24 protein-coding genes and 1 pseudogene are annotated in these 26496 nt (G+C 51.6%); 16 read left to right on the forward strand and 9 right to left on the reverse strand.

The window, feature by feature from the left end; genetic code table 11:
• The 3 genes from metX to IPQ00_10880 all read right to left on the reverse strand — a co-directional run bounded on the left by metX (position 1) and on the right by IPQ00_10880 (position 3587).
• The gene (metX, locus tag IPQ00_10870) at positions 1-1041 is read right to left on the reverse strand and encodes a homoserine O-acetyltransferase (GenBank protein ID MBL0241057.1); all 1041 of its coding nucleotides are present in this window, start codon (positions 1039-1041) and stop codon (positions 1-3) included.
• Positions 1042-1106: 65 nt separating this feature from the next.
• Positions 1107-2417, reverse strand: a complete 1311-nt coding sequence (locus IPQ00_10875) for an O-acetylhomoserine aminocarboxypropyltransferase/cysteine synthase (GenBank protein ID MBL0241058.1) — start codon at positions 2415-2417, stop codon at positions 1107-1109.
• Between the two features lie 381 nt (positions 2418-2798).
• On the reverse strand, positions 2799-3587 hold the full coding sequence (locus IPQ00_10880) for a 3-oxoacyl-ACP reductase FabG (GenBank protein MBL0241059.1): 789 nt from the start codon (positions 3585-3587) through the stop codon (positions 2799-2801).
• A gap of 116 nt (positions 3588-3703) precedes the next feature.
• Here IPQ00_10880 and IPQ00_10885 point away from each other — a divergent pair, with 116 nt between their 5' ends.
• The 4 genes from IPQ00_10885 to IPQ00_10900 all read left to right on the forward strand — a co-directional run bounded on the left by IPQ00_10885 (position 3704) and on the right by IPQ00_10900 (position 7893).
• A complete protein-coding gene (locus tag IPQ00_10885; protein ID MBL0241060.1) occupies positions 3704-4312 on the forward strand; it encodes a hypothetical protein in 609 nt (202 codons plus the stop codon).
• A 222-nt stretch (positions 4313-4534) separates the two neighbouring features.
• Positions 4535-6463, forward strand: a complete 1929-nt coding sequence (locus tag IPQ00_10890) for an AMP-binding protein (protein MBL0241061.1) — start codon at positions 4535-4537, stop codon at positions 6461-6463.
• A 30-nt stretch (positions 6464-6493) separates the two neighbouring features.
• Entirely contained in the window at positions 6494-7435 is a 942-nt protein-coding gene (locus tag IPQ00_10895) for a CHAD domain-containing protein (GenBank protein ID MBL0241062.1), read from the forward strand.
• Positions 7432-7893, forward strand: coding sequence for a DUF488 domain-containing protein (locus IPQ00_10900; protein MBL0241063.1), 462 nt, complete (start codon positions 7432-7434; stop codon positions 7891-7893). Before IPQ00_10895 ends, IPQ00_10900 begins: the two co-directional genes overlap by 4 nt.
• On the opposite strand, the gene IPQ00_10905 is transcribed toward IPQ00_10900, so the two are convergent.
• A complete protein-coding gene (locus IPQ00_10905; GenBank protein ID MBL0241064.1) occupies positions 7830-8408 on the reverse strand; it encodes an isoprenylcysteine carboxylmethyltransferase family protein in 579 nt (192 codons plus the stop codon). The two genes, IPQ00_10900 and IPQ00_10905, sit on opposite strands and share 64 nt — an antisense overlap.
• Before the next feature lie 12 nt (positions 8409-8420).
• Complete coding sequence (locus IPQ00_10910) at positions 8421-8627, reverse strand: hypothetical protein (protein MBL0241065.1); 207 nt, start codon at positions 8625-8627, stop codon at positions 8421-8423.
• Between the two features lie 446 nt (positions 8628-9073).
• On the opposite strand from IPQ00_10910, the gene IPQ00_10915 reads away from it, so the two are divergent.
• The 5 genes from IPQ00_10915 to IPQ00_10935 all read left to right on the forward strand — a co-directional run bounded on the left by IPQ00_10915 (position 9074) and on the right by IPQ00_10935 (position 15546).
• Entirely contained in the window at positions 9074-11674 is a 2601-nt protein-coding gene (locus IPQ00_10915; GenBank protein ID MBL0241066.1) for a membrane dipeptidase, read from the forward strand.
• An 11-nt stretch (positions 11675-11685) separates the two neighbouring features.
• On the forward strand, positions 11686-12684 hold the full coding sequence (locus IPQ00_10920) for a hypothetical protein (GenBank protein MBL0241067.1): 999 nt from the start codon (positions 11686-11688) through the stop codon (positions 12682-12684).
• 362 nt (positions 12685-13046) lie between these two features.
• The gene (locus IPQ00_10925; GenBank protein MBL0241068.1) at positions 13047-13685 is read left to right on the forward strand and encodes a DNA-3-methyladenine glycosylase 2 family protein; all 639 of its coding nucleotides are present in this window, start codon (positions 13047-13049) and stop codon (positions 13683-13685) included.
• A 98-nt stretch (positions 13686-13783) separates the two neighbouring features.
• On the forward strand, positions 13784-14368 hold the full coding sequence (locus tag IPQ00_10930) for a class I SAM-dependent methyltransferase (protein ID MBL0241069.1): 585 nt from the start codon (positions 13784-13786) through the stop codon (positions 14366-14368).
• 119 nt (positions 14369-14487) lie between these two features.
• Complete coding sequence (locus IPQ00_10935) at positions 14488-15546, forward strand: hypothetical protein (GenBank protein MBL0241070.1); 1059 nt, start codon at positions 14488-14490, stop codon at positions 15544-15546.
• Positions 15547-15619: 73 nt separating this feature from the next.
• Here the strand turns inward: IPQ00_10935 and IPQ00_10940 are convergent, their stop codons facing one another.
• Positions 15620-16492 carry a DEAD/DEAH box helicase gene (locus tag IPQ00_10940; GenBank protein MBL0241071.1) on the reverse strand — a complete coding sequence of 291 codons (873 nt, stop codon included), beginning with the start codon at positions 16490-16492 and terminating at the stop codon, positions 15620-15622.
• A 163-nt stretch (positions 16493-16655) separates the two neighbouring features.
• Here IPQ00_10940 and IPQ00_10945 point away from each other — a divergent pair, with 163 nt between their 5' ends.
• From IPQ00_10945 to IPQ00_10975, 7 genes and pseudogenes are all read left to right on the forward strand, one after another.
• Positions 16656-18053 (forward strand): hypothetical protein, encoded by a 1398-nt coding sequence (locus IPQ00_10945; GenBank protein MBL0241072.1) that lies wholly within the window; start codon positions 16656-16658, stop codon positions 18051-18053.
• A gap of 3 nt (positions 18054-18056) precedes the next feature.
• The gene (locus IPQ00_10950) at positions 18057-18512 is read left to right on the forward strand and encodes a hypothetical protein (protein ID MBL0241073.1); all 456 of its coding nucleotides are present in this window, start codon (positions 18057-18059) and stop codon (positions 18510-18512) included.
• A 103-nt stretch (positions 18513-18615) separates the two neighbouring features.
• On the forward strand, positions 18616-18762 hold the full coding sequence (locus IPQ00_10955; GenBank protein MBL0241074.1) for a hypothetical protein: 147 nt from the start codon (positions 18616-18618) through the stop codon (positions 18760-18762).
• A complete protein-coding gene (gene secA / locus IPQ00_10960) occupies positions 18737-21544 on the forward strand; it encodes a preprotein translocase subunit SecA (protein ID MBL0241075.1) in 2808 nt (935 codons plus the stop codon). Before IPQ00_10955 ends, secA begins: the two co-directional genes overlap by 26 nt.
• Positions 21545-21552: 8 nt before the next feature.
• Entirely contained in the window at positions 21553-22089 is a 537-nt protein-coding gene (locus IPQ00_10965) for an energy transducer TonB (GenBank protein MBL0241076.1), read from the forward strand.
• Between the two features lie 122 nt (positions 22090-22211).
• Positions 22212-22822 (forward strand): annotated as a pseudogene (locus tag IPQ00_10970) (pyridoxamine 5'-phosphate oxidase family protein).
• Between the two features lie 225 nt (positions 22823-23047).
• Complete coding sequence (locus IPQ00_10975; GenBank protein ID MBL0241077.1) at positions 23048-23191, forward strand: hypothetical protein; 144 nt, start codon at positions 23048-23050, stop codon at positions 23189-23191.
• A 15-nt stretch (positions 23192-23206) separates the two neighbouring features.
• Here the strand turns inward: IPQ00_10975 and IPQ00_10980 are convergent, their stop codons facing one another.
• The 3 genes from IPQ00_10980 to IPQ00_10990 all read right to left on the reverse strand — a co-directional run bounded on the left by IPQ00_10980 (position 23207) and on the right by IPQ00_10990 (position 26495).
• Complete coding sequence (locus IPQ00_10980) at positions 23207-24220, reverse strand: hypothetical protein (GenBank protein ID MBL0241078.1); 1014 nt, start codon at positions 24218-24220, stop codon at positions 23207-23209.
• Positions 24221-24241: 21 nt separating this feature from the next.
• Entirely contained in the window at positions 24242-25018 is a 777-nt protein-coding gene (locus tag IPQ00_10985) for a polysaccharide biosynthesis/export family protein (GenBank protein MBL0241079.1), read from the reverse strand.
• An 85-nt stretch (positions 25019-25103) separates the two neighbouring features.
• Positions 25104-26495 carry a TIGR03013 family PEP-CTERM/XrtA system glycosyltransferase gene (locus IPQ00_10990; protein ID MBL0241080.1) on the reverse strand — a complete coding sequence of 464 codons (1392 nt, stop codon included), beginning with the start codon at positions 26493-26495 and terminating at the stop codon, positions 25104-25106.
• Between the last annotated feature and the right edge of the window lies 1 nt (position 26496).

Here is a 26496-nt window from a genome sequence, read left to right on the forward strand (position 1 = left end):
TCAATAGCTGGCGGCATACGAAGCCGCACTTTGTTCCTTGTTAATAATTTGCTCACGAACTTCTGACCTTCCAAGTACGGTGCGGAGCACGCGCGACATCTCCGCAACATCCGAAAGGAATGCGTCGTGACCGTCATCCGAATCGATCTCATAATAGCCGGCATTGACGCCGCATTTCGACAGTCGTCGTGCCAATTCGGAGACTTCTGATGCGGGGAATAGCCAATCGCTCGAAATGCCGACGAGAGCAACATTTGCTCGGATCCGAGAAATATCGTGATCCGATAGATCAAACAGATCCATTGCCTTGGTGATCAGGTCATAGCTCTCAATTTCGAAACGCTCCCGAAACCCTTTGCCGTGATGATCGAGGTAACCGCCAATATCGAATCGATCCTGTGTTCTGGAATGTGGGTCCTCCCCGTTACGGTTCGGATTACGGCCAAACCGTTGGGTGAATTGCCGAGACGATTTGTATGAAACTACCGCAATCTTTCGCGCAAGATCGATGTCATTTCGGCTTATTGCCTGGCGTTGAATGTGATTAAGTGCGAGCCCCATTGCCGAAAGCGGTGTGGCTGCAATTGAAACGATCTCATCCGTCATCTCCGGATACTCTGCGGCAAATTGTAAGGCCAGCATACCTCCCACACTGCCGCCGATCACGGCCCGAAACTTCCTGATCCCGAGATATTCGAAAAGCGTCGCATTTGCTCGGACGATGTCTCGGGTGGTAACGATCGGCAATTCACGATAACGTCGTTTCAGCGAACGGGCACTAGTCGTGCCGTAGCACGAACCAAGATAATTGACACAAATGAATGCGTACCGTCTAGTATCTAAGGCGCAGCCTTCACCTAAGATACCGTTCCACCACTCGCCGATCCGTGAACTTCCAGTTAGTGCGTGAAAGACGAGCACGGCGTTCGACTTATCCGCATTAAGCTGGCCGTATATCGAACAGCGGAGACGCAGTTCGGTCAGAACGTCGCCCGACCCAAGCTCAAATGGCTCATTAGAACAGAAATCTATTTCAAACATTACACCTCCTTTGCGGTCATCACGGAGATGCCCGGTTATGGGCACCTCCAAGCGGCCACATTAGTTCACGCCACCGCCGCGTTAATCGTTTCGGTCGAAAGGCTCAATGCCCGGTCAATGTCCGCGATGATATCGCGGATGTCTTCGATACCGACGGACAGCCGTATCAGATCGGGCGTAACACCGGTCGATGCCTGCTCTTCGGCCGTCAACTGCTGATGCGTTGTCGAGGCCGGATGGATCACCAGCGATTTGGCATCACCGATGTTCGCGACAAGTGAGAAAAGTTCGACGGAATTTATAAATCTCTTACCGGCCGCATATCCGCCCTTAACTCCAAACGTGACGATCGAACTGCCGCCATTCGCAAGGTACTTGTCGGCGAGTTCGCAATACGGGCTTGAAGCCAGTTTCGGATAGTTGACCCACTCTACCAACGGATGTTGCTCTAAATGACGTGCCAGCGTCAGTGCGTTTTCGCTATGGCGTTCGACACGCAAGGGCAAAGTTTCTGTTCCCTGGAGTAATTGCCACGAAGATAATGGCGATAAGGCCGCCCCCGTATCGCGAAGGCCCTGGACTCGAGCCTTTAAGATAAATGCAAGTGGACCGAATGCTTCGGTGTACGAAATGCCGTGATAGCTGGGATCCGGTTCGCTAAACTCCGGGAACCGCCCGCTTGCGGCCCAGTCGAAGTTGCCTGCATCGACGATCACACCGCCCATTGTGGTGCCGTGGCCGCCGATATATTTGGTCGCAGAATGGATAACGATATCAGCTCCCCATTTGATCGGATTGCAAAGTGCGGGTGATGGAACTGTATTATCTATGATCAGCGGTAAACCGTTGCGATGAGCGATCGCAGCGAGACGCTCAATATCGATCACATCGAGTTTTGGGTTCCCGACGCTTTCGGTATATATCGCCTTGGTGCGTTCGTTGATCGCGGCTTCGATGCCGTCATAGTCGGCACCGTCGACGAAGTGAAACTTGATACCTAGTCGCGGTAATGTGTGGTGAAAGAGGTTATAAGTGCCGCCGTAAAGCGATGTTGTCGAAACGATCTCGTCTCCCGCAGCGGCTAGTGTCAGGATCGCAAGAGTTTCCGCGGCCTGGCCGCTCGCCGTCGCCAATGCCGACGCACCGCCCTCGAGTGCTGCGATTCGCTTTTCAAATACGTCGGTCGTCGGGTTCATCAAACGTGTATAAATGTTGCCGAACTCCTTGAGAGCAAATAGCCGTGCCGCGTGGTCTGCATCGTTGAAGGCATACGATGTCGTTTGATATATCGGGACTGCTCGCGAGTTTGTCGCTGGATCGATCTCCTGTCCGCTGTGAAGTGCCAATGTGTTGAAACTATAATTTTTGTCAGTCATATTTTCTCCTGTTTTGTTTTGGCAACTTCAAGTCAAACGAAAAAAGCCCTCGTGCTAAATTGCACGAGAGCTCTCAAAAAGTTCTTCGTTTGTTCTACGGCAAATAATTAAATATCACCGTTAGTCTTTAGCAGTTTTTTACGTGGAGCAAGTTGCCTTAAATCGCCACGTTTCAGATTTTCAATTTGTCGGAAGGTTTCCCATCGACCTTCCAAACCTAAGACATTTGCTCTGAACTTGTCAACACAGCAACGCAGTTTAGAACACAATGTCACTAAAAGTGATCCCCACCATCGAAAATTAGCTTACTTGAATAAGGAAACTGATTGCTCGCAACTAACTGGCAACATTGCACTTACATGGCCGGCAATGTCACGCCCACTATCCGCAGAGCACCGCACCGCCATTAATATTCAAAATCTCGCCGGTTATATGCCGCGACCAGTCTGATAGCAGAAAACATATCGACAACGCGATATCGTCCGTCGTAGCGATGCGTTGCAGCGGGATCGACTTGATAACGCTACGCTTGTACTCTTCATCGTCGAACGCTGGTCTAACCATCGCCGTTTCGATCCAACCGGGGGCGACCGCGTTGACGCGGATCTTGGGGCAAAGCTCGCTTGCGAGTGCTTTGGTAAACGAAATTTGACCGCCTTTTGACGCCGCGTAATTAGAGTAATTCGCCTCGCCCCGCTGTCCGGCGGTCGACGAGACCATCACGATCGCGGCCGATTCGCACTTCTTCATCGCCGGAACGCACGCCTTGGTCATCGCCCAAGCCGATTTGAGGTTGGTGTTGATGACCTTGTTCCAAAGCTCCTCAGACATGTCTTCGATCGCCGCACCATCCCAGACACCGGCATTGCACACCAACAGATCGATCTGTCCGAACTTATCCATGGCCTGCTTGGCGATCTCCTGAGCTCCAACAAATTCGGACACGTCTGCGCACACCGCAATTGCCTCGACGCCCTTGCCGAGGCACAGATCGACCGTCTCCTGTGCCTCGCGGTGATTGCTGATGTAATTCACCACCACGTTCGCCCCGCCCTCCGCCAAACGCAATGCGGTCGCTCGCCCGACCCCGCGTGACGCACCCGTAACGATAGCCGTTTTGCCGGCGAAAAGATTGTTCGGAAGCTGGATAGCAACTGACTGATCACTCATCAAAAATATTTTGCCACGAATTACACGAATACCACGAATAACAATTTCTTTTAATTCGTGCGATTTGTGTAATTCGTGGCAAAATTCATTTGTGTTAATCTGTGGCTAATTTTCTTATGAATGACCAAAACCTCCTCGAAGATCAGCCCATTGCCTGGACGCCTACGCCGGATGTAATCGAACGCTCACGATTAACGCAGTTTATGCGGCAGGTCGGGGTCGCGACCTGGGAAGAGCTCTACGCGTATTCGATCAATGATGTCGAGCGATTTACCGAAGAAGTGTTGAAATTCCTCGATATCAAATTCGACCCGCCATACGAAAAACTGCTCGATACGACCGACGGCATTGAATTCCCAAAGTGGTTTACTTCACGCAGGGGGGGGGGGGGGGGGGGGGGGACTGAGTTCCTGTCCGGTGGCCTGAACATCACCGAAATGTGCCTCGACCGCTGGCAAACGGACGAGATGAAGGACCAGCCTGCGGTGATCTGGGAAGGAGAGAAGGGAGAAATTGACACTGGACTTACTCAGACTTACTCGAGCAGATCAAAATCATGCCGCTCGGATTGCGGCCAGCGGAATCCAGAAAGGAGATGCAGTCGGAATACATCTTCCGATGACGCAAGACACCGTAATCGCTTTCTGGCGATCGGACGGATCGGAGCGATTGCCGTTCCTGTTTTTCCGGTTACGGAATGTTCACGCGATCGACTAGCAGGGTGAACGCGGTAAAAGCAAAAGCAATATTTACCTGTACTGCTTTGCACGTCGTGGCAAGCGAATTAGGACCCTTGCAATTGCCCGAGGCATTTCAAATTGCCCGAGTATGAGAAAGCTTTTGTCAGAGTACTTTGGGCACAATCCAGATGGTGTCCGGATGATCTGAATTGTAAATCGAGTTTTGTCGAATCAGATGAAGTCTTCTTGCCAGCATCCACAAGGAAAATGGACAAATCTGGCTTTGTAGAACCAACCTCCGCCGAAGACCCGCTCATTATCCTCTACACCTCCGGCACAACCGGCAAGCCAAAGGGCATTGCGCACACGCACGCTAGTTTTCCTATCAAGGCGGCGCAGGATATGGCGTTTGGGACGGATGTTGGGAGAGGTACGCGGATATCGTGGTACACGGACATCGGCTGGATGATGGGGCCTTGGCTGATCTACGGGGCGTTGATAAATGGTGCGACGATCTGCATCTACGACGGTGCTCCCGATTACCCGACGCCTGACCGAATGTGGGAATTTTGCGCCAAGCATAAGGTCGAGGTTTTAGGTATTTCGCCTACGCTAGTACGTTCGCTTGCGTCGCATGAAGGACGGAGTGAGGACGCTCCTGTCCTCATGAGGGCGAAGCCCGAAAAAAGTGAACGCAGAGGCTGGAGCCGACATGGCAAACTGCCGCACTTTGATGGCCAAGTCACGCAGTTCATTACATTCCGGCTTGCAGATTCCCTTCCGCAGTCTGTGCTGAATAGGCTGCGTCAACAGCTAGAACATGACAAACTCGATGACGATTCTGAAGAGCTTAGGCAACTCGTCGAGGATTATCTCGATAGCGGCGCGGGCGAATGTATTCTACGCGATACGAAGATCGCAGAAATAGTCCGCGAAACATTACTCTACGAACAAGGAAAGAGCTGCGACCTAAAGGCATGGATCATTATGCCCAATCATGTTCACCTGTTGCTTCGCCTTTATGAAGGAGACGATCTTGCAGGCCTTATGAAGGGGATCAAGGGAATTTCCGCGAGAAGAATCAACCAACTGCGAAATACCACCGGGCCGATCTGGCAAGCTGATTATTTTGACCGGTATATACGTGACGGCGAGCATTTCTCAAAAGCGTTTGCCTATATTGAGAACAACCCTGTGCTCGCAAAACTAAGCAAGACGGCTGAAGAATTCAGATTCGGCAGTGCATTCGAACGGATTGCAAGCGCTAATACCCAAATAAGTACTAAACACGAAGATGTCGCCGCAAGCGGCGATGAGGACAAGATTGTCCTCACTCCGTTCGAGCGCCACGATCTAAGCAGCCTCCGCATATTCGCCTCGACAGGCGAGCCTTGGAATCCGGCACCTTGGTGGTGGTTATTTGAAAAGGTCGGTGACAGCAAATTGCCGATCATAAATTACAGCGGCGGCACAGAGATCTCCGGCGGCATTTTGATGGGCAATCCTTTGCTACCGATAAAGCCGTGTTCGTTCCCGGCTCCGTGTCCGGGAATGGACGTAGATATTCTCGACGAAGACGGCAAACCTGTTGCCGCCGGACAAGTTGGCGAGCTTGTCATCAAACAGCCCTGGATCGGTATGGCACGCGGATTTTGGCAGGAAAAAGAGCGCTATCTCGACACCTATTGGCGGCGGTTCAAGGACATATGGGTTCATGGCGATTTTGCGATGCGAGATAAAGACGGCCACTGGTTCATCCTCGGTCGCTCAGATGACACGCTAAAAGTCGCCGGCAAACGCGTCGGCCCCGCCGAAGTCGAAAGCATACTCGTTTCGCATCCCTCGGTCATCGAAGCGGCGGTTATAGGCGTGCCCGACGACGACAAAGGCACCGCAATGGTCGCGTTCTGCGTGATCGGAGGGCAAACATCCCTGATTACCGGTGAAAATAATGACGACGAAAAGCAAGCAAGGATACTTGCCCTCCAATCCGAATTGAAAACCCTCGTTGTCCGCGATATGGGCAAACCGCTCGCCCCATCGAAAATTCACTTTGTATCGGCAATACCAAAAACCCGCAATGCGAAGGTAATGCGCCGGGTCATCCGCTCCGCCTACCTTGGCGAAGATGCGGGCGATCTCTCCGCCCTCGAGAATCCGGATTCGGTCGAAGATATCCGCCGGAAGAACGCGTGAAGTGCGTTCGATTTGATACAATTCAAGTAAATGGACGGCGAGAATGAAACCTTTAAGGTTCGACTTGGTTGCGATCCGGCATCTTGGTTCGCTTTGAAATGCCATTCGCTTTTCGAGGCGATCATCACCGAACTCCCAAACGCACTTGACCCCACTCAGTCTGACGGTATTCACGATATGCGTGTTGCGACTCGCCGACTACGGAGCTCACTTCGCGACACCGAGATGATTCTCGAAAGACACCCTTCGCGATCTGCTTCGAAAAACTTCAAGCAACTCGCTGAAATTCTTGGCTCGGTCCGCGACGAAGATGTAGCGATCGATGCTTTTGCTCGACTTTCGCGGGATTGCGAGTCCGTTAAGGTCGGTGAGAGAATCGTCCGATTCGTTGCCACCATCAAGAAAAGTCGCCTGTCCGCATTTGTCCGATTGCAAAAACAGCTCTCGGTCGACTTCCAGCAAGACCTTCGCCATCGATTCGAGGTGTCGCTGGCCGCCCTTTCCTCGAAAATCCATCTTTCAAAGTACTTGGACATCGATTCATTTAGAAGTGATATCACCGCATCGCTCTCTAGTGACCTTAAGCGTGTCGGCGCTCGCCTTTATGACCCGTTTGACCGTACGGGTCTACACAAGACTCGCATTGCGGTGAAGCGACTTCGATATTCGAATGAATTCTTCTCTGAATTTAGGAGTGCCGCCGCAAAGCCCATTTCGAAAGAACTTGCAAGATTACAGGGATCTCTTGGCGATACTCACGACCGGGACGTCTGGATCGAAGGCCTTTCTAAGCACACCGATTACACAAAAGTTAAATGTGATCCGGAATGGGTCGAAACGAAAATATGGCTGATCTCCGAGTTGATCAAAGAGCGGACAAAAAGCTATCGCGAGGCAATAACGCTATTAGCCGAATGGCAAACACGCGGATTTGCCGATGAGAACGGCAATCTGATAGATGAGGCAAAATGACCGGTAAGACTATCTACACAATCGGCCACGGTAGACACCCATTTGCTTATTTTCTTGAATTACTACAAAACTTTGAGATCGAGTTTGTCTGTGACGTCCGTACGTTTGCCCGCTCGCGTTGGCCGCAGTTCAACGGATTCGTACTCGCCGAATTGCTTAGCGACAATACTATCGGCTACGAACATCTGCCTGAGACCGGTGGAAAATTCAAACCTAACCCGGCCGATATGGAGTGGGGCGTGGGGCGAATAGTTGAGATCGCGTCAGAATTGAGAACCGTTTTAATGTGTTCGGAATCGAAACCGCTCACAGATCACCGAGTCCCTCGAGCTAATTGTCACCGGGTCGGAATGCTCGCTCCGATGCTGAGGGCAAAGGGCGTCGAGCGAGTTGTTCACATTTTGCCCAACGGCGAATCATTAGAATTTGCCGAGTCCGGAGTTCCCTCGATCTGGTAGGCCCTAGATCGCGGTATCCAACATTTCACGTTTAACCGATATTCACGGTATGCTCTACCAAACCTCCGTTCGATATCATCCTCTTCGAGCGGCCGAAAGATCAACTGCCACACGAGCGACCCAATCAACGCATAAAGAGCAACAAGAGGTGAGCCTAAGAAAAGTGCAACTGCCAATCCCTGACCTATTCCTGAAACCGCCATCGGATTACGAACAAACGCATAAGGGCCACGAATAACCAGATTTTTTGCGTGGTCAAGCGGCAACGGCGTACCTTTTCGGATCTTCGACATTACGATCGAGCCCCGGACGCCCGGCGAACTAATCGCAATGAACAGAACTGCGGCCAGAGGCTTTTGAAACGGAACTTGCAATCGCGTGATGCCGAATGAGCCCTCGACGATCGTTATCAGATACGGAAAAACGACAAGAATAGCCGACCAAATCACAACGATCTGAGTCATTGTTTTGACGAGGATCCAGTTAGTCGAAGCGTCGACTGCCTCACGAAACATCGTCCTTTTAAGTCACAACCCGACGGCAAATACCCCGCTCCAGATCATCGCCGGAAACATTATTGTCACTCCGAGCCAGCCGACATTGGTCATTAACTCAAACGCGAAGGCGTAAACTGTCGCATAACTAAACGCCCCTGTTACAAACCACGAGGCGATCCGCGAATATTCGTGGTCGCGAAAACATAGCCAACTTGCCACCAATGAACCAATTCCCATAAACGATAGGTCGGCGAGTCAAAACGCCATTAGTGAGGTTTCCGAAGACCGTTCTAGAGTGAAGTATTGCCGAGTCCACCGGACAAAATAAGGAGTCGCCCACCAAGCAATTACCGCTGATCCTTGGACGACAAAATAAATTGCGGCTGAATGTCGGACTTTCATAAATTAAACTGACAACACGCTCTACTTAACCTTTTTGATGACCTTTTCTTTCCGCTTTCCTTTTCGATCTCAGCGAGCTACGAATTCAGCAACTAAGTAAATCGGTCGCGGTTTGCGATGGTTATTATCAGCATCCGCCTGAACCGTTGACCAATCACCCCAATTCCTCCTCGTAAAATTTTCTTGCTATTGACATCCTTAGTGTGTACGCTTAGCCAGATTACTTTTTGCATTTTCAGGCAGTTACGTTGCCGAACACATACAAGTTGACGAGGTGGATCATGAGAAAACACTCGGTGCTGGTACTGTTGTTGATATTTGCATTGGCGTGCTGGCATACAGAGGCACAAGAGCTAAAAATAACGACCAACGCCGCCAATACTGTGTCGTCCAAGTCCCTTATTGACCTTCCCGGACTGACCGGCAATCCACTCGCGATCATTGTCGCGACGCCGATGGGCAACACCGAGATGCTCAATACCAACCCGATCGGCGCTTGGTATTACTCTGGAAAGTGGAATATTTTCAATTCCAATCATTCGGTGATGCCGCTGGGCGCTACCTACATGATCCGTTTTTATCTGCAGCCCGGACCCAATCAGTTCATGCACCGCGTCACGAAGGAAAATACCGGAGCGGAGGGTTCGTACATCGATAATCCAGCGCTAAATAATAATCCCGGAGCACAGGTCACGATACTTCAAAATTACGCTCCCGAGGTTAGATCGCCCTACAATTTGAACCGTTTCCCGTCGACCGTTTCGTACAGCACCGCCGCCTCAAGGTGGTACATCGCCAATGTCAGCGGCGATCCGCTAAGTCCGAATACGGTCTTTAACGTTGTAGTCGGTTCGGGCAGCGGAAACCCGTCAGCTCCGGTTCCTACTCCAGCACCGCCGGTTCCGATGGTGACACCGTCAACGCCAAACCCGACGCCCAGCGGAAACTCTACCGCTACTCCGCCACCGACACCGATCGGAGCCGCAACACCGAGATCTCCGGGCCCGGTTGTCCCGGCATCGACTCCGACTCCGGCGACAACGCCTGTTCCACTAAATGGCTTTGTGGATATGCACACGCATCCGATGAGTCATCTTGGCTTTGGAAAGCGCTTGCTTCACGGTGTACCCGATGGTTCGATGGGTGCGGACGGACGGCCGAACGGATCGATCATTCCCCGCGGAACACGAAACTGCAATCCAACCGACATCAGGGCAAGCAATATTTTTGACGCGCTCGGAAACTGCAGTTCAACCCACGGCGGATGGGGGCTAACGGATAATCCATGCGGCGATCACATTAGAGCTCTCGTTCTAAATCGGATGTTCGATAAAGATTTTAAGTTTCGGCTGCCAGGCAATCTTTTTGGCGGTGGTAATCTCATCGGCGATCACGAACATCAGGGAATGGAGAGTATTCCTGAGCAGCTTAGGTATTGGCCCAGCCAGACCTCCAAGATTCATCAGCAGATGTGGTGGGAGTGGATCAAGCGAGCCAAAGAGCAGGGAAACCTTCGCGTAATGATCGCCCTCACGGTCAACAGTGAGCTGCTCGCAAATATCCTGAATGGCGACGAGCCAAAAGACGACAAGGGGTCAGCGGATCTTCAGATCGACGAGATCAAATCATTTGTCGGGCGGCACAATGATTTTATGGAAGTCGCCTATTCGCCGGCAGACTTGCGACGTATTGTCGGCGCTGGCAAACTTGCCGTTATTCTCGGAATGGAAGTAGATAATATCGGCAATTTCAACAAGCCGGGGGCCGTAGTTACACAGGCCACCGTCAAGGCCGAGATCCAGCGCCTCCACACCAAAGGCATTCGATATGTGTTCCCGATACATCTCGTAAATAACAAATTTGGCGGCACTGCGGTTTACGAGGACCTTTTCAATTTTTCGAACAAATACTCGACCGGCAGCTTTTTCACCGTTAACGAATCGGATAAGGTCGGCTTCCGATTAGGCGAGATGTCAGATATCGGTGTCTTACTATCGACCAGTAGGGATCTGAGGCCGGTTCTCGATGGCCTTGCCGGCGTGCCTTACCCGCCGGCGTTTAACGCTGATCCGACTTCGCCTGATTTTTGCATGCATCCGCTAAATCCTTTTAGCGGCAGTCTCGGCTGCTTCAAGACCTTCAAGTTGCTGAAAGGCATCATTAATCCGCCATCGGAATATCAGATGTACTCAACCATTCCGAACGGTCATGTCAACGATGCCGGCCTTACCGGTCTCGGTAAATATGCCATCACCGAGATGATGAAGTTGGGCCTGCTCATCGATATCGATCATATGTCGGACAGGTCACAGGCGGACACGCTAGAGATCGCTGAGCGTCCGACCAACAAGTACCCTCTCAATATTGGACATAACGGAATTCGCAAACCGGGTGCGTCGGAACGGCATGCTTTAAGAGCGACAGTTGAGCGGATCGCCAAATTAGGTGGAGTTTTTGGCATCGGTACGGCAGATTCCGAAGAGCACCATTCGGATGCAAAATCTTTCATTACAAGCTTTAACGAGGTCTGGTCGGTCATGGGACACGATGGCGGCAGCCCGCGTGTTGCGATGGGCACCGATGTAAATGGAATGGAACGATTGCCGCGGGCGACGTCGGGGCTGTCGGCCAGCAGTTTCTATTCCGATCATTTCTTTGACGATATCCCTGACAATCAGGAAGAGAATTTTCAGCAGTGCCGCACGGGAACCAGGACCTGGGATTATACGCTTCTAGGGGTCGCTCACTACGGCCTCATTGCGGATTTTGTGAGGGACATTCGGAAACGAGACCTATTCGTCCAGCAGCACCTTATGGAGTCGGCCGAGTACTTTGCCCAAATGTGGGAAAAGGCTGATCTTCAAAAAACCAGCATCCAGTAGCAGAGTTTCTTATGTACATCTCAAAAATGACCGGTAAATATTCGTTTTTACTAACTTTGGCTTTCGTTTGTCTGGCGTCGGCTGCAGCATTTGGCCAAACGGAAAAGTTGGGCATTGTCCGCTATACGCCGCCGGCGGGAATGACTAAGACATTGAAGGAAAATGTCGTTGCCTTTAGCGAGTACAATGCGGCGACCAGTAAATACTGCATCATCACTATTTACGGAGGCACAGCCGGAACGGGCACAGCCTCCGGCGACTTTAAGCGTGAGTGGAATAATTTGGTCGTCAAACAAATGACCACGGAACTTGCTGATCCGAAGACGGACACATCAGCGGCGGATGGATGGACGGTTACCGCAGGCGGTTCGTCGGTCACATCCGAGGCAGGCACAGCACTTGCATTCTTGACGGTCATAAGCGGCACTGGCACGACGGTAAGCATCCTTGCTGTATTCAACGATCCGGCGTACGTCTCACGTGTTGATAGTTTTGTCAGCGGCATCGACCTCGATAAACCAGCGGCATCTGCGAATGTCACAGCACCAGCACCGCCCCAGATTCAAAATGGCAGATTAGTGGTGCCGCTACCAACGCGGCAACTAACAATTGCCGATTTTGCCGGTGAATGGGGCGAGGACGCTAGCCGGATCTCGACGACATATGTCGACCGCAGTTCAGGAGCCTACCGAGGAACAGATAATCTGTCGTTCAAGAGCAAAATGAAAATCACCGGGACAGGTGGATATGCGAATGATTTTTATGCCATCCGAAACGGCAAGATGGAAAAAGACTATACGACCGGGTCGATCCGCGTAAACGGACGGGTGTTGTCGATAGTGCAAAAAGGTACGGCAAAATACGTCATTCGAGGATGGCTGGAATTGCCCGATATGACCATAATGGTCGTTTGCGGTCCATGGTTTGATGAACAGGAAATACCCGAGAGTATCTTCACCAACCCCGACCAGGGGACCAACTTAAACAACACGTGGGTCCGAAAGAAATAATGAATGGGGCTTCGTTCGCCGCAACTCAAAGGGCTTGTGCTTTCGGAATTGCTTATAGACACGTGGTTCTGTTGTGAGCATCTACCGGAAAGCGGCCTGAAAAATAGTCCGGCTCCCGACGATATTTAATGGGGAATGAATAATACCACTGAGAGCACTGTAGTCCGTCCGACGGCGGGGATGTAGCCGGAATCGAAACCCTTGTCGCTCTACCAAATCCAATTTGCAAACTGCGACCGCGTCGAAATGCTCGCTCCGCGGCTGCGTCTCAAAGGCGTTGGGGGTACCGTACACATTTTGCCCAGTGGCGAAACTATCGAGTTCGACGAATCGCCGTTGCCATCGATATGGTACGAACCGCAATGAAGATTGAAAGTGTCAGTGAGCGAAATATCGAACGCATGTGCCGTGAACTAGCGGCGACTGATGAGCATCTGGAACGGGTCTATTCAACCTACGGCACGCCACCGATGTGGGATCGCTCACCGGAGTTTGCAACGCTATTACAGATTATTCTTGAACAGCAAGTTTCGCTGGCGTCCGCAAAGGCGTGTTTTGACAAACTCAACAAACTACTCGGAAATGTTACCCCCGAGTCTCTACTTACTCTTAATAATGCCGAACTGAAAGCCGTCGGATTCAGTCGTCAAAAGACAACATATGGACGACATTTGGCCCAAGCCGTTATCGATAACCAAATCGATCTTGACGGCCTGCAAAGCTTGTCCGACTCGGATGCAAAAGCCGAACTGACCAAGTTAAAAGGCGTCGGTGAGTGGACTTCGGACATTTACCTATTGATGGCGATGCTTCGACCGGACGTGATGCCACGCGGCGACATCGCTTTGCACGCGGCGTATCAAAAATTAACTGGCACCGAGAAACGGCCCGGTTCCGATGAATTTATCCAGATCGCCGAGAAATGGAGGCCGTATCGTTCGGTGGCTGCGAGGTTGCTATGGCATTTTTATTTGTCAGAAAGGCGGAAGCCCAAGCAGTAGTGAGGCCGTTTCTTACTTTTGTAGAAACGTTATGAACAGGCGAAGAACATACTCACAACCGGTCGTGTTTCCACCCACTTTCTGCTACTTTATTCGAGATGACCAAGATTCTAGACGTCGGCTGCGGGGCAAATAAAACTGACGGTGCTATTGGCCTAGATAATAACCCGCGGACGGCGGCGGATGTCATTCACGACCTGGGCGATATTCCATATCCTTTTCCCGATAACGAGTTCGACCTCGTCGTATCTAATCACGTCGTCGAACACGTGCCGGACGTAATGGCGTTTATTACTGAGCTTCACCGCATCACGCGGCCCGGTGGCCGTATCAAGTTGCTAACGCCACATTATACAAATCCTGACTGGGCAAATGATCCGACGCATCGCAACCATATTAACTCATTTACGTTCAATACTTTTCTGGTCGATCGCCAGGTCTTTGATTTCTACACGCAGGTGCAACTGACGCTCATCGACCGCCACACGTCGCTACTCGGACTTTGGAAGGCTCTCGGAATTGAGTTTCTAGTAAATACAGACCGACGACGCCCCGCACTTCGCTTTTTGCGCAAATTTTGGGAGCATTATTTGAGCAATGTCTGCCGCGGAAAAGAACTGCGTTTTGAGTTCGAGGTAATTAAAGACAACGCCGAGGCAAAGACCTTGAATGCACGGTCATAATAAAGGCAATTTGTTGCCGTGCTAGTTGATAGATCACTTTTTCCGGCAAACCTTATACGAACTTCCAAGCATCTGTTATCGTTAGTAGAGATGTGAATTTACACACTGAGGTATTGTCAATGAAAAGATCGACGTTTACATTTGCCGCGTTGGCGGTTTTGATAGCAGGAGTCGTTGGTTTCGGTTTGGTCGAGACGCCTTCGAGTTCGGCAAAGTCACGCCAGTCGACCGCTCTCGTCGGCCTTCTGCCGGCATCGGATGCGGTGATGGGTTTTGACTCGCGGCGCTTTTTTAATGAGGCGATGCCTCAGATCCTCTCGGCAAACAAACCGATGATCGCAAAGATCGCTAAACAACTCGATGAGATCAAGGACAAGGCCGGGATCGACCTTCGTAAATTTGATTCCGTTGCGGTCGGGATGACGATGACCAAGGTTAAGGATAACGAGTTCGATTTTGACCCTGTCGCGATCGCCCGCGGCGACGTCAATACCGGAGCATTACTCGCGATCGCCAAATTGGCGTCCAATGGCAAGTATCGCGAAGAAAAAGTCGGCGATCGAAGTATCTATATATTTACGGCCGATTCGGCAAAAGGCGCCGTCAAACAATCAACAGCAGCCGCTGGAACCGGCCTTGATGATATGATCGGCCGATCGCTCGACGGTTTTACAAAGGAAATGGCCGTGGCGGTGCTCGACAGCAATACGATCGCTATCGGGTCGCTCGCTCGAGTGCGTGCGACGCTCGAAGGCATAACGAAAGTTTCGCCTGAGGTGTCATCATTACTGCTCGGTAAGGAAAATTCGATAATGTCGTTTGCGATGGCGGCACCCGGCGGTATGGCTAAAATAATTCCGCTTGATAATGACGAACTCGGTGCCAACATTGACTCGATAAAGTTTGTCTCCGGTTCTATGGACGTAGTTCCTGCCGGAACTTCGCTGGCAGTGTCAGCCCAAACGGTAAAACCGGAACAGGCAAAATCACTTTCTGAAATGCTCGAAGGGCTTCAGATGCTTGGCAAGACATTTCTCGGCAGTTCAAAAAGGGCCGATCAAAAGGTGTATGCCCGAATGATCGAGTCAGCCAAGATCAAATACGCCGCAAACAGCGTTTCGCTCGATATATTGGTCGCACAGCCCGATATTGACGTGCTGGTGGCTTCTGTTAAATAGCGTCGGACAGGTCTCAAAATTATGGCCCCGTATCTCGACCAAGATACGGGGCCATTTCCTTTTCGATCGATCTCTACTTGCGGCGACGGAATGTCGTTTGCGGTCTGGTTCGGTCAAACTGTTCAAGGTCTCGATTAAATTTGCCGTCCTCGCCGAGTAATGGAAATAATTGCAGATCAGCCGAAAGATATGCGGCCCTGAGTTCAACGGGTCGCGGACCTGCCTTGATCACACGAACTGTGCCGCCCCTGACTTCTTCGATCCAAGCCGCAAACTCCTCTGCACGTCCGACCGTGGCTGACAATAGCAACATCCGGATCCGCTTTGGCGAAAGAATGATCGCCTCTTCCCAAACGTGTCCGCGCTCGGAGTCGGACAGGTAATGAGCCTCATCGAGTATTACAAGGTCGGCCTTAACGTCATCTCCATTTCGCAACGCGTCAAATAGCAGATTTCGGTAGATCTCCGTAGTGCCGACGATGAGCGGTGCCGACGAATTTTCTTTACGGTCACCGGTGAGAATACCGACATTTTCGGCACCGAATTCCTCGCTGAATTCGGCGTATTTTGAATTGGTGAGTGCCTTGAGAGGCGTCGTATACCAAGCTTGCTTTCCTGCCGCAAGCAGGCGGCGGATCTCTTCGCGGGCAATCCAAGTCTTACCACTGCCCGTCGGGGCCGTTACGAGCACATCCTCAGTCTCGATAGCAGCCAATGCCTCGAGCTGAAAGTCGTCGGGCTTAAATGGCTTTTCAGGCGGGACGCCGATCCCCGAGAGCAGTCGTTCGACGGATCGCAATTGCTGCGGCGTCTGGGGCTTTGGCGTGGAGCGTTCGGAACTTTCTCTTGCAAAAAAGCGTTTACCATTTCGTTCCTTATGGTGGCTGTCTTTCGACCGCCGAGAGCGGTTTTTGCCACCCGGACCGTTGTTTCGGGAACGTGTCATTACCGAAATGTTAGATGTTTGAAGTCGCATTGTCTAATCCTTCCATTTTCGGCGGCGATAATGGTAAAATCATAAGTTGGTTCGCAACGATTTATGCGAACAATGCGTCTAATTTCTCAGGTTATGCCTTTTCAGTGATATTTTCACCGGACGCAATATTTATATGTTTGAGCAGCAATTATTTGAGACCAACGAGACCGTGAAGCCTGTCGAGTCCGACGAGGCTGGACTCTTCGGTCATTATGAGATCAGATCGTGGGAGTTTTCGCCGCGGATCTACAAAATTCTCGGAGCTTCAGCACTCGTGAATGTTCTCGCATTGTTGGTTTTTGCCCAGACATCGCTTTTGACGATGAAAGGTTGCGATAGCCCGCTTGTAGGGAGCGTTTGTCAGGCACTCGATACGGTCTATGTCGGAGCGATGCTGTTCGGTACCGACCGCGAATACGTGGACGCCGCTTATGAGAAGACGGATCTTGCCGATGCTGATATCACTTTTATCGACGCGACCGGCGTTACTCCGCCGCTCTCATATCCTGAAGGTTATTTTCAGATCGCTAATCCGGTCCAATGGGAAATGATCCAGCAGTCACAGCAAAACGGTGCTTTACCTGATGGCATGCTCGCTCCGGGCATTCCGGCATATACGCCGCCGCCGCCGGTTTCATTTCCGACTCCACAGCGCGGCGGACTGTTAGCGACAACTCCCAAGCCGCCAAAGGCTCGTGCTGATGTGGTTGACGATGATGCTCTGCCGACCATTAATGACTCGACCGTTGGTGACGTCAAACCCGGGTTGAATAAAAAGCGTCCCGGCGGAAACAAGGTCAATGCTAATGTGCCGCAGACCAATCCCGACGGGTCGATCCCGGGCATTCCGGGAACGGGGCCAAAGAAAGATCCAACGGGCGACACTCAGGCCGGTACGACCAATCCAGACGGGACGCCGATTATCAACAAGCGTCCGTTTGTCGACTTGGCCAACAACGTCAATGACCTGCTCGACAAGAATCAGGTCAAGCTCGATTCGGCATTTATTGTTAATGCCAGCGGCAAACTGACCAAGGACAATAGACTTGATCCGAAATCATTTAGATATGTTCAGGCCGCCAGCAATGATGAAAAGATCCTCGAGGTGGTCAAGGAATCCATCGAGGCGATCAATGACAGCGGTTATCTGCAGTACTTGACGGGCCTCAGCGGAAAAGATTTTGGGCTGATGCTGCAGCAGGATGATGTCAACATTACCGGAATCGTCCAATCAGAGCTTGAAAGCGAAACAAGGGCTCGGTCGATCAAAAGCAGTCTCGATTTCGCGATCGGTATCGCGAAAAGTGCCAAGACCGGAGCCAATGCGGATCAGAACGACAAGGACGACTTGATTCTGCTCGAAGGCGCCAAGATCGAGGTGGACGGCAAGAAGGTTGTGATCCGATTTGTAATTCCTAAGCAGATCGCTCTGCCTATGATCCAGCGAAAACTTGCCGAACAAAAGGCGGCCCCGAAACAGCCCAACGGCAACGCCACACTTCGACCCGGAGATAATACGGCCAAAAATTAACCTTTGAATAAACCGAAGCCGCAAAATTCCATCCTCGTCCTCGCGACACTAGGCGTCTATCTTGGCCTAGTGCTCGTGGGCGCGACGCCGCAGGTGTTGGCACACGCGGCGATGACGCGGCAGTTCGACGTCAAGGATGAGATCGAATACAAAGACGATCTCGACACCAAACCTGACCCTTCGTCCGACGACCCAGACAGCGACATTGCGACCGAATCGAGCCGCAAAGTCACCGTATCGGTGCAGAGGTTTCTATCTCACTTTCAGTCGGTCAGCAGCGAAGCGGCCTTTCTAGAACCCCGGACTTCGGCTTTTGATTTCACCACGCTTCGTAAGGGTTTGATCCCCAATTATATATCCGGCGTCCTCAACCCGGATGTACCAGTGGATCAGTTTGTAACTATCACAAACCTTCCGCGTGCCGGCCTCGACGCTCCGCATATATCTGACGCAAAGTAGCGGCGAGCGGGCATTGCAATATTCCAAGTCCCCGCCATCTTCAATATTTTTTCCGTCAAGGGTTGCGTGCTCCGGCACCTTATTGCAATCTAAGGGATTGCAAATGTCCGGCAAACTTCAGTTTGCCGAGCAAATGCCCGATAAACGTCAGTTTATCGACGCGACCAACGGGATATCGACAAGTTTCGACAAACTAAAGTTTGTCGGACAATTAAGAGGAAATAATGGCAGTCAACAGTTTTGCAGATAAGTTAGTCAAGAAAATCTTCGGATCGAGCAGCGACATTTTTTTGAAAAATGTTAAGCCGGTCGTTACACAGATCCAGGATTGGGAAGCAAAGGTGGAAAAGCTTACGGACGAAGAGCTTCAGGCCCAGACACCTAAATTTAAGGAAATGATCGCCCGGGCTATCGAGGGCATCGAAGACAAAGAAGCACGGCGCAAGGCGGAACAGGAAGTCCTGAACCAGATCCTACCCGAGGCATTTGCAACCGTTCGCGAGGGATCACGCCGCGTCACCGGAATGCGGCACTTTGATGTACAGATGATCGGCGGTATCGCACTGCACCAGGGCCGCATCGCTGAGATGCGAACCGGTGAAGGTAAGACACTTGTTGCCACCCTTCCCAGCTATCTAAACGGCCTGACCGGACGCGGCGTTCACGTCGTGACGGTCAACGATTACCTCGCCTCACGCGATGCCGAGTGGATGGGCAAGATCCACACATTCCTCGGTCTCAAAGTCGGATGTATCCAAAATGATATGGACGATATCGAACGCAAGGAAGCCTACGCGTGCGATATCACCTACGGAACAAATAACGAATTCGGCTTTGATTATCTTCGCGATAATATGAAGTTTGACGTCGATTCGTTGGTTCAGCCCGACCACTATTTTGCGATCATCGACGAAGTCGATTCGATCCTGATCGATGAAGCCCGTACGCCGCTGATCATTTCCGGCGCGTCGGACGAGGCGACTGATAAGTATTTTACAGCCAATGAGATCATCCCGAAACTCGAACGCGGGCATAAGGACGAAGAGACCAAGGTCACAACGGGTGATTACCTTCTGGACGAAAAAAATCACTCGTCCGTCCTCACAGAGGCCGGTGTGCTAAAGGCCGAACGCCTGCTGGGCGTTTCGAATCTCTACGATCCCGGAAATATGGACCTGCTCCATTGCGTCGAGCAAGCTCTCAAGGCACATACGCTGTATAAAGCCGATCATCATTATGTCGTTCAAGAGGGCGAAGTGATAATCGTGGATGACTTTACAGGCCGCCTGATGCAGGGCCGGCGTTGGTCGGATGGCCTGCACCAGGCTGTCGAAGCCAAAGAGGGAGTCAAGATCGAGCGGGAAAACCAAACTCTGGCGACCATCACGCTACAGAACTATTTTCGTATGTACGAAAAGCTCGGCGGTATGACCGGAACGGCCGAGACGGAAGCGGAAGAATTCGGATCGGTTTACGGCCTCGACGTCGTGATGATCCCGACCAATCAACCGATGGTTCGTAAGGATACGCCCGACGTGATCTATCGCACGCTGTCCGAAAAATGGGATGCCGTCGTCGAGGAGATCAAGGACCTCCACGCCGAAGGACGTCCCGTCCTGGTCGGTACCGTTTCGGTCGAAAACTCTGAATTGGTGGCCGGAAAGCTGAAAGCCATCGGCGTGCCGCACAAAGTTTTGAACGCAAAATATCACGAGCAGGAAGCCGAGATCATCGCTCAAGCCGGACGCAAAGGGGCCGTGACGATTGCCACCAATATGGCGGGCCGCGGTACCGACATCCTGCTCGGCGGCAATCCTGATGAACTCGCACGCGACTATCTCAAGCACCTCGAGATCAATCCGGATGAGGCAACTGAAGAACAGTTTGAGGAGCAACTCAAAAAGGCAAAAGCCGTCGTAAAAGAGGAGCATAACGCGGTCGTCCAAGCCGGCGGATTACACATTCTTGGCACTGAGCGCCACGAATCGCGCCGGATCGATAATCAGCTTCGCGGACGCGCCGGTCGTCAGGGCGATCCCGGATCGTCGCGATTTGTTCTCTCGCTAGAGGACGATCTGATGCGTATCTTTGCCGGTGACAAGGTCCGCTCGATGATGGAATGGCTCGGTATGGAAAAGGGCGTCGCGATCGAGTCAAAGACGGTTTCAAAACAGATCGAACGTGCCCAAAAGGCCGTTGAAGCCCGTAACTTTGAGACTCGAAAACACGTTCTCAAATATGACGATGTGATGAACCGACAACGCGAGACCATCTACAGTCTACGTCGTCAGTTGATGTTCGAACCCGAACATCGCGAGTACCTGCTGGGCGAAAATGGTGTTGCCCGCGACCTGCTCAGCGACCTCACACATAGCTTTCTGGCCGCAACCGTGACGCCCGATAAATGGGACATTTCGACATACGCAGCCGAGATCGAGAGCATTTACGCGATCGACCCCGCGGTTGACGCCAATGTCGATTTCAAGACTATGAACGCCGTTCAGATCGAACAGGCTATTTGGGAAAAGGCCGCTGCAAGTTACGCCGAAAAGGAAAAACAAGCCGGCGGTGAGTCGCTTCGGGCATACGAACGTTACATTATGCTCAACATCATCGATTCACAGTGGAAAGACCACTTGCTCTCGATCGACCACGTCAAACAGGGCATCGGACTGGTGGGATACGGTCAGAAAGATCCGCTCGTCGAGTATAAAAAACAGTCGTTCGATATGTTTCAGGATATGCTCGACCGCATCGACACCAATACCACCAAGGCACTATTTAACCTCGAGATCGTCCAGCGCGACGAGCAGGAGGAGATCGAACGCCTCGAGCGTCTTGAGATGCAGCGTGCCCGCCGACAGGCGGCCGGAATGGCATTCACGGGAGCAATGTCGACCGCTGAGGCCGCTGGTGCCGAGGCCGCGAGACATACGCCCTTTGTCCGCGATAGCCCCAAAATGAAACCCAATGATCCGTGTCACTGCGGTTCGGGCAAGAAGTTCAAGAAATGCCATGGCGCAGGTGCGTAATCACTACTATGAAGCATCTATTATTTCTACTATTCGTTATATTCTGTAGCATTTCCGCCTTTTCTCAATCTTCCAGAGAATACGGAATCGATCTGTATCGAGCCGGAGATTTTGAAAAATCCGCAGAAGTCTTAAAAGCCGTTACGACTGTAGACAAAAAAGACCAGATCGCTTGGGTTTATCTCGGAGCTTCTCTTTATAAAAGTGGGAAGTCAAAAGATGCAGGATCGGCCTTTCGGAAAGGAAAAGCAAATATTGAGGACCTCGTTCCGGGTGACGACTCTCCGGTAAGCGGTTTCAAAAAGCCGCGTCCTCACTACACTGACATGGCTCGACAGAATCTTACATCTGGTGTGGTAAAACTAGCGGTTGAATTCGGCCCCGACGGAATCATAGGATTCGTTTATGTTTCGCAAGCCTTGCCTCACGGACTTACTGAGGAATCAATGGCGGCTGCAAGAAAGATCACCTTCACACCGGCTACCAAGAACGGAAAAACGGTGGGAACTGTGGCGATCGTTGAATACACTTTTGATATTCGCTAGCTAAACAGCTATTGCAGACATCAAGAAAGGCGGTTCCGGCCGCCTTTTTTCTGTTCGGTAACGCTAAAACGCTTGTCTTAGTAGTGTGTTAGGTTATTTTTAATCGGAGCACACCGAGAGCCATGCCGAATCCATTTGCAAAGATCGCATTCACCGACAGCGTCAAGATAACGCAGGATCATTACGGCACACGCCGTGCTAACGAACGCCACGAAAACCTCGACCGGCTTGATGAGTTGACTCGTAACGAAGCCCAATTCATCAGCGAACGTGACGGTTCTTATCTTGCGACTGTGAATGAGGACGGCCATCCATACCTGCAGTTTCGGGGCGGCCACGCAGGCTTCTTAAACGTCTGGACGAGAAAACGCTCGGTTACGCTGACTTTCGCGGCAATTTCCAATATATCTCCGTCGGCAACCTCTTCAAAAACAACAAAGCCGCCCTCCTCCTGATGGATTACGCTATCCAGACGCGGCTCAAGATATTTGCCGAGACGGAGGTCATCGACGCTCCCGACGACGTTGAACTGATCCAGAGCCTCACCATGCCCGACTACAAAGCCAAGAACGAACGGGCGATGATCCTCCACGTCACCGCATACGACTGGAACTGCCCCCAACACATCACCCCACGCTTCACCCTCGCCGAGATCGAAGCCGGAACCCAAGCCCTTCGGAGCCGCATCATCGACCTCGAAGCCGAAGTCGAAAGACTGAAGCACGATTGTTGAAAGACATAAGAAGAAAGTAGCTGTTCTGGTATTTTTCTCTCTCTGCTAAAGTTCGGCTATTCTTAGGATAGATGAAAGAAAGCCTAACTATATATTTTGACACTAGCTTCTTCGTCAATTTATTGAGAGCGGATGAGGTTGTCGCGCAAGAATCAATTGAAGAACTCAATAAGCTTGGCGTCCGACACAAATGACCTGTATCAGTGGAAGCCCGATAAAAATACTGTGAACCTGGAGACGCACCCGCTGAAGGCCCTCCAACGTGAGGGAACGGCGACCAGTTTTAACGAATTGATAAGAAATGTTCCGCTCGATAAGATCGGCCGGATCGAAGAGATGATATCTAATCTGGAAAATGACGGTCGATGACTTGAAGAAAGGTTGTCACTGATCGGTTCGGGGTCTGATCGCGGGCTTTGTTTCGGATGAAGTCCGGTAATCGTCGGAGTATTTTAATATCACTCCGCCAAAGCCTACCGCCCAACCCTTATCTTTGTAAAAATAAACGCGTTCGAGGCGGTGATCGGTATGGCTGTTCTCTAAGGTCCATTGCCCGCCGCCGTTTGTGGTCCGAATGATCGTTCCGCGATCGCCGACCGCCCAACCATCGCGGTTTGAGGTAAAGAAAACGTCAGTAAGATCCGCATCAACGCCCGACGCCTGTGCCCGCCAGAGCCTGCCGCCGCCGGTCGAAGCGATGATCGCCCCGCCGGAACCGACCGCCCACCCATACTTTTGCTCCGCGAAAAAGACAGCCGTAAACTTAGCGTCTTTTTTTCCGAGCAAGGTAGCATTTTGCCACGTCACGCCGTAGTCGTCCGTAAACATCACTGTCCCCGCCGCTCCCACGATCGCACCGAACGCTCCATCGACGAAGTCACCGCCTAGTAGAAGATATTTGATCGACGAGATCGAACGCTTCCACGACTTGCCGTCCTCTGACAGACGGTAAAATATTCCACCTTCACCGACCGCGATCGCACTTCCCTTTCCGTCAAATAGTAATTTTGCGACTCGCTCACGGCCACCGTTTTCAAACTCTACATTCTCCCACGTCAGGCCGCCGTCGATCGTTTTGCGTAGGTAAGAGACGGCATTGCTACCGCGGCTATAGATGTCACGTTGGCATAGTATCCATCCGACCTTGGCTTCACTAAAGTGAATCTCGACGAGATTATCGCTCGTAAATCTGGGAAATGGAGTCCAGGTCGTACCGCCGTCGGTCGTGGTCAGCATTGTTCCGCCCGACCCCACGATCCAGCCGTTATTTTCGTTGGTAAATGTTATGTCGTGAAACCAGGCGAAGCTCGCCGAACGCTGTTTGACCCAATCAGCACTGGCTGTTTGGGTCAAAAGCATCGCAAATGCGATAAGTATTGCTGATCTGAAAACTCGCATCGTGAAGCGGATCTAACCCGCCTAAAACGGACTGCCGAACAACATTCGGGCGACACTGACCTTTGAAATAATTTCAAAAACCTTGTCGATGCTAAAGCCCTTGCCCGAGACAAAAACCTGATCACCCGGATTCAGAAATATCATCTCACCGCGGCCCGCCTGGATCTCTCTAAGATTGATCAATTTCGAAGTGACCTTTCCCTGTCCGTTATAGCTATATATAAAGACCTTTTTGGAATCGCCGTCCTTGGCAACGCCGCCGGACTCAACGATCGCTTCATAAACACTGACCTTTCGATCCAGTACCCGAACGCCCGGCGATACGACCTTACCGAGCACGCTGTAACGCGCCGACATTGCCTTTTCGAGCGTTACCGTCACCTTCGGGTCAATGATAAATTCGTCAAGCTTTTTGGTGATCTCCGCAGCGACCTCATCCACCGTCTTGCCGCCGACCATCACACCGTCCCGGACCAGCGGATACGAAATACGAGCGGTTGGTGGCACATTGATACCGGTCTTGCAGTAGTCAGGACACTGGCCAAATACCTCGACCGATATCACATCGTTCGGGCCGAGCCGATATTCTTTGAGATAATTGTTGTAATACGGCAGGATAGCGTCAGCCTCAGCGGATCCATCAGAATCAGTATCAGGTATCGGCGATGCCGCCGGCGTAGGTTTGGCCGTAGCCTCGACGGTCGGCGACGTTGGGACAGTCGCTACCTGCTGAGCCCGCGATGCGACTACTCCTGACAATGTAATCAACGCTAATATCAAAAAAATCTTGATTTTCATAAACTCTTTTAAGTTTAAGGGCCGCTCGCCCGCTATCGGTATATACATACAATCACTCCGAATATCCAGTCGGCATCTTTTTCAATTAGCGTGCCCCGGCGCCAAAGAGAACCGTTTTGATGGTGTCAAAGACGATGACGATGTCCAACGTCAAGCTTTGATTTTTGATATAAAACAGATCGTACTGCAGTTTCTGGATCGCATCGTCGACCGATGCGCCGTACGGATACTTTACCTGTGCCCATCCCGTCAGTCCCGGAGCGACGAGATGACGGTGTTCATAATAGTGGATCTCCTGAGCAAGTTGACGCACAAAATGCGGCCGTTCGGGCCGCGGCCCGACAAAGCTCATCTCGCCCTTAATTATATTCCAAAACTGCGGGATCTCGTCCACGCGGATCTTTCGTATCACCTTCCCCACAAATGTTGTTCGCTCGTCATTTGAGGCCGCCCAGACCGGTTTGCCGTCCGCCTCTGCGTCTGCGTTCATTGACCGAAACTTGATCACGTGAAATGGATGGCCGTTCTTACCGACGCGTTCCTGATAATAAAAGACCGGGCCGCGCGACGTAAGTTTGATCAGAATTGCCGTCAAGATCGCGATCGGCAATGAAAAGACCAATCCGATCAGCGCCAACCCGCGATGGATCAGTTCGCGAAAAACCGACTTTAATCTTGTATCGCGTTGTCGGCCTGCAAATATCAGCCACGACGGACGAAGCATATCGATGTGTACCTTACCGGTGATCCGCTCATAGAACGACGTACACTCTTCGATCGAGACGTTCCCGGCAAGGCTCATCTTCAACAATGCCTCGGTCGGAAATGTGCCGCGGCGCTCTCGAACTGCGATAACAACGCGGTCGATATTTTCGGCACGAATTATCTCTTCGAGATCAATTGCCTTGCCTAGTATTTCGGATCGGCCCAGTTTTTGCTTTGGTTTAGCACCATTTTCCGACACAAAACCGACAATGCGGTAACCGGCATCGCGGCGTTTCCACACCGCCTCCGCGGTATCCATTGCGGCTTTTCCCGTGCCGACGACGAGTATCTTTTCGCCGATCTCGGGATGACCCGTCAGGCTATGAATGCCGATCCGCCACGCTAGCAGTAGAACCAGTACGAGCGGCACCGCGATCATCGAAACGCCGCGGCCGACCATCAGCGGTGGTGCGAGATAAAATAGAAATGCAAGGAATGCCCACGCGATCCCGAGAGCTTGGACCATCCGGAGCAATAGCTCGCGGCGGTTAGTCATTACGATGTAGTCGTAAAGATCGTAAAAATAGAGATTGATGATGCAAACGAGAGAGACGAGGCCGATCTTGAGCCATCCGTTTCGTTCATTCAACTCATACGGCGGGCCGTCCAAACCCAATCGCAGATACATCGCTAGAATGACGCCGCCATATATGATGGCCGCGTCGGCGAGTATCAACGAGAATTTACGAGGACTGAGCCGAGCGGCACTCATT

The organism is Chloracidobacterium sp. (assembly GCA_016720705.1).
GTDB lineage: Bacteria > Acidobacteriota > Blastocatellia > Pyrinomonadales > Pyrinomonadaceae > OLB17.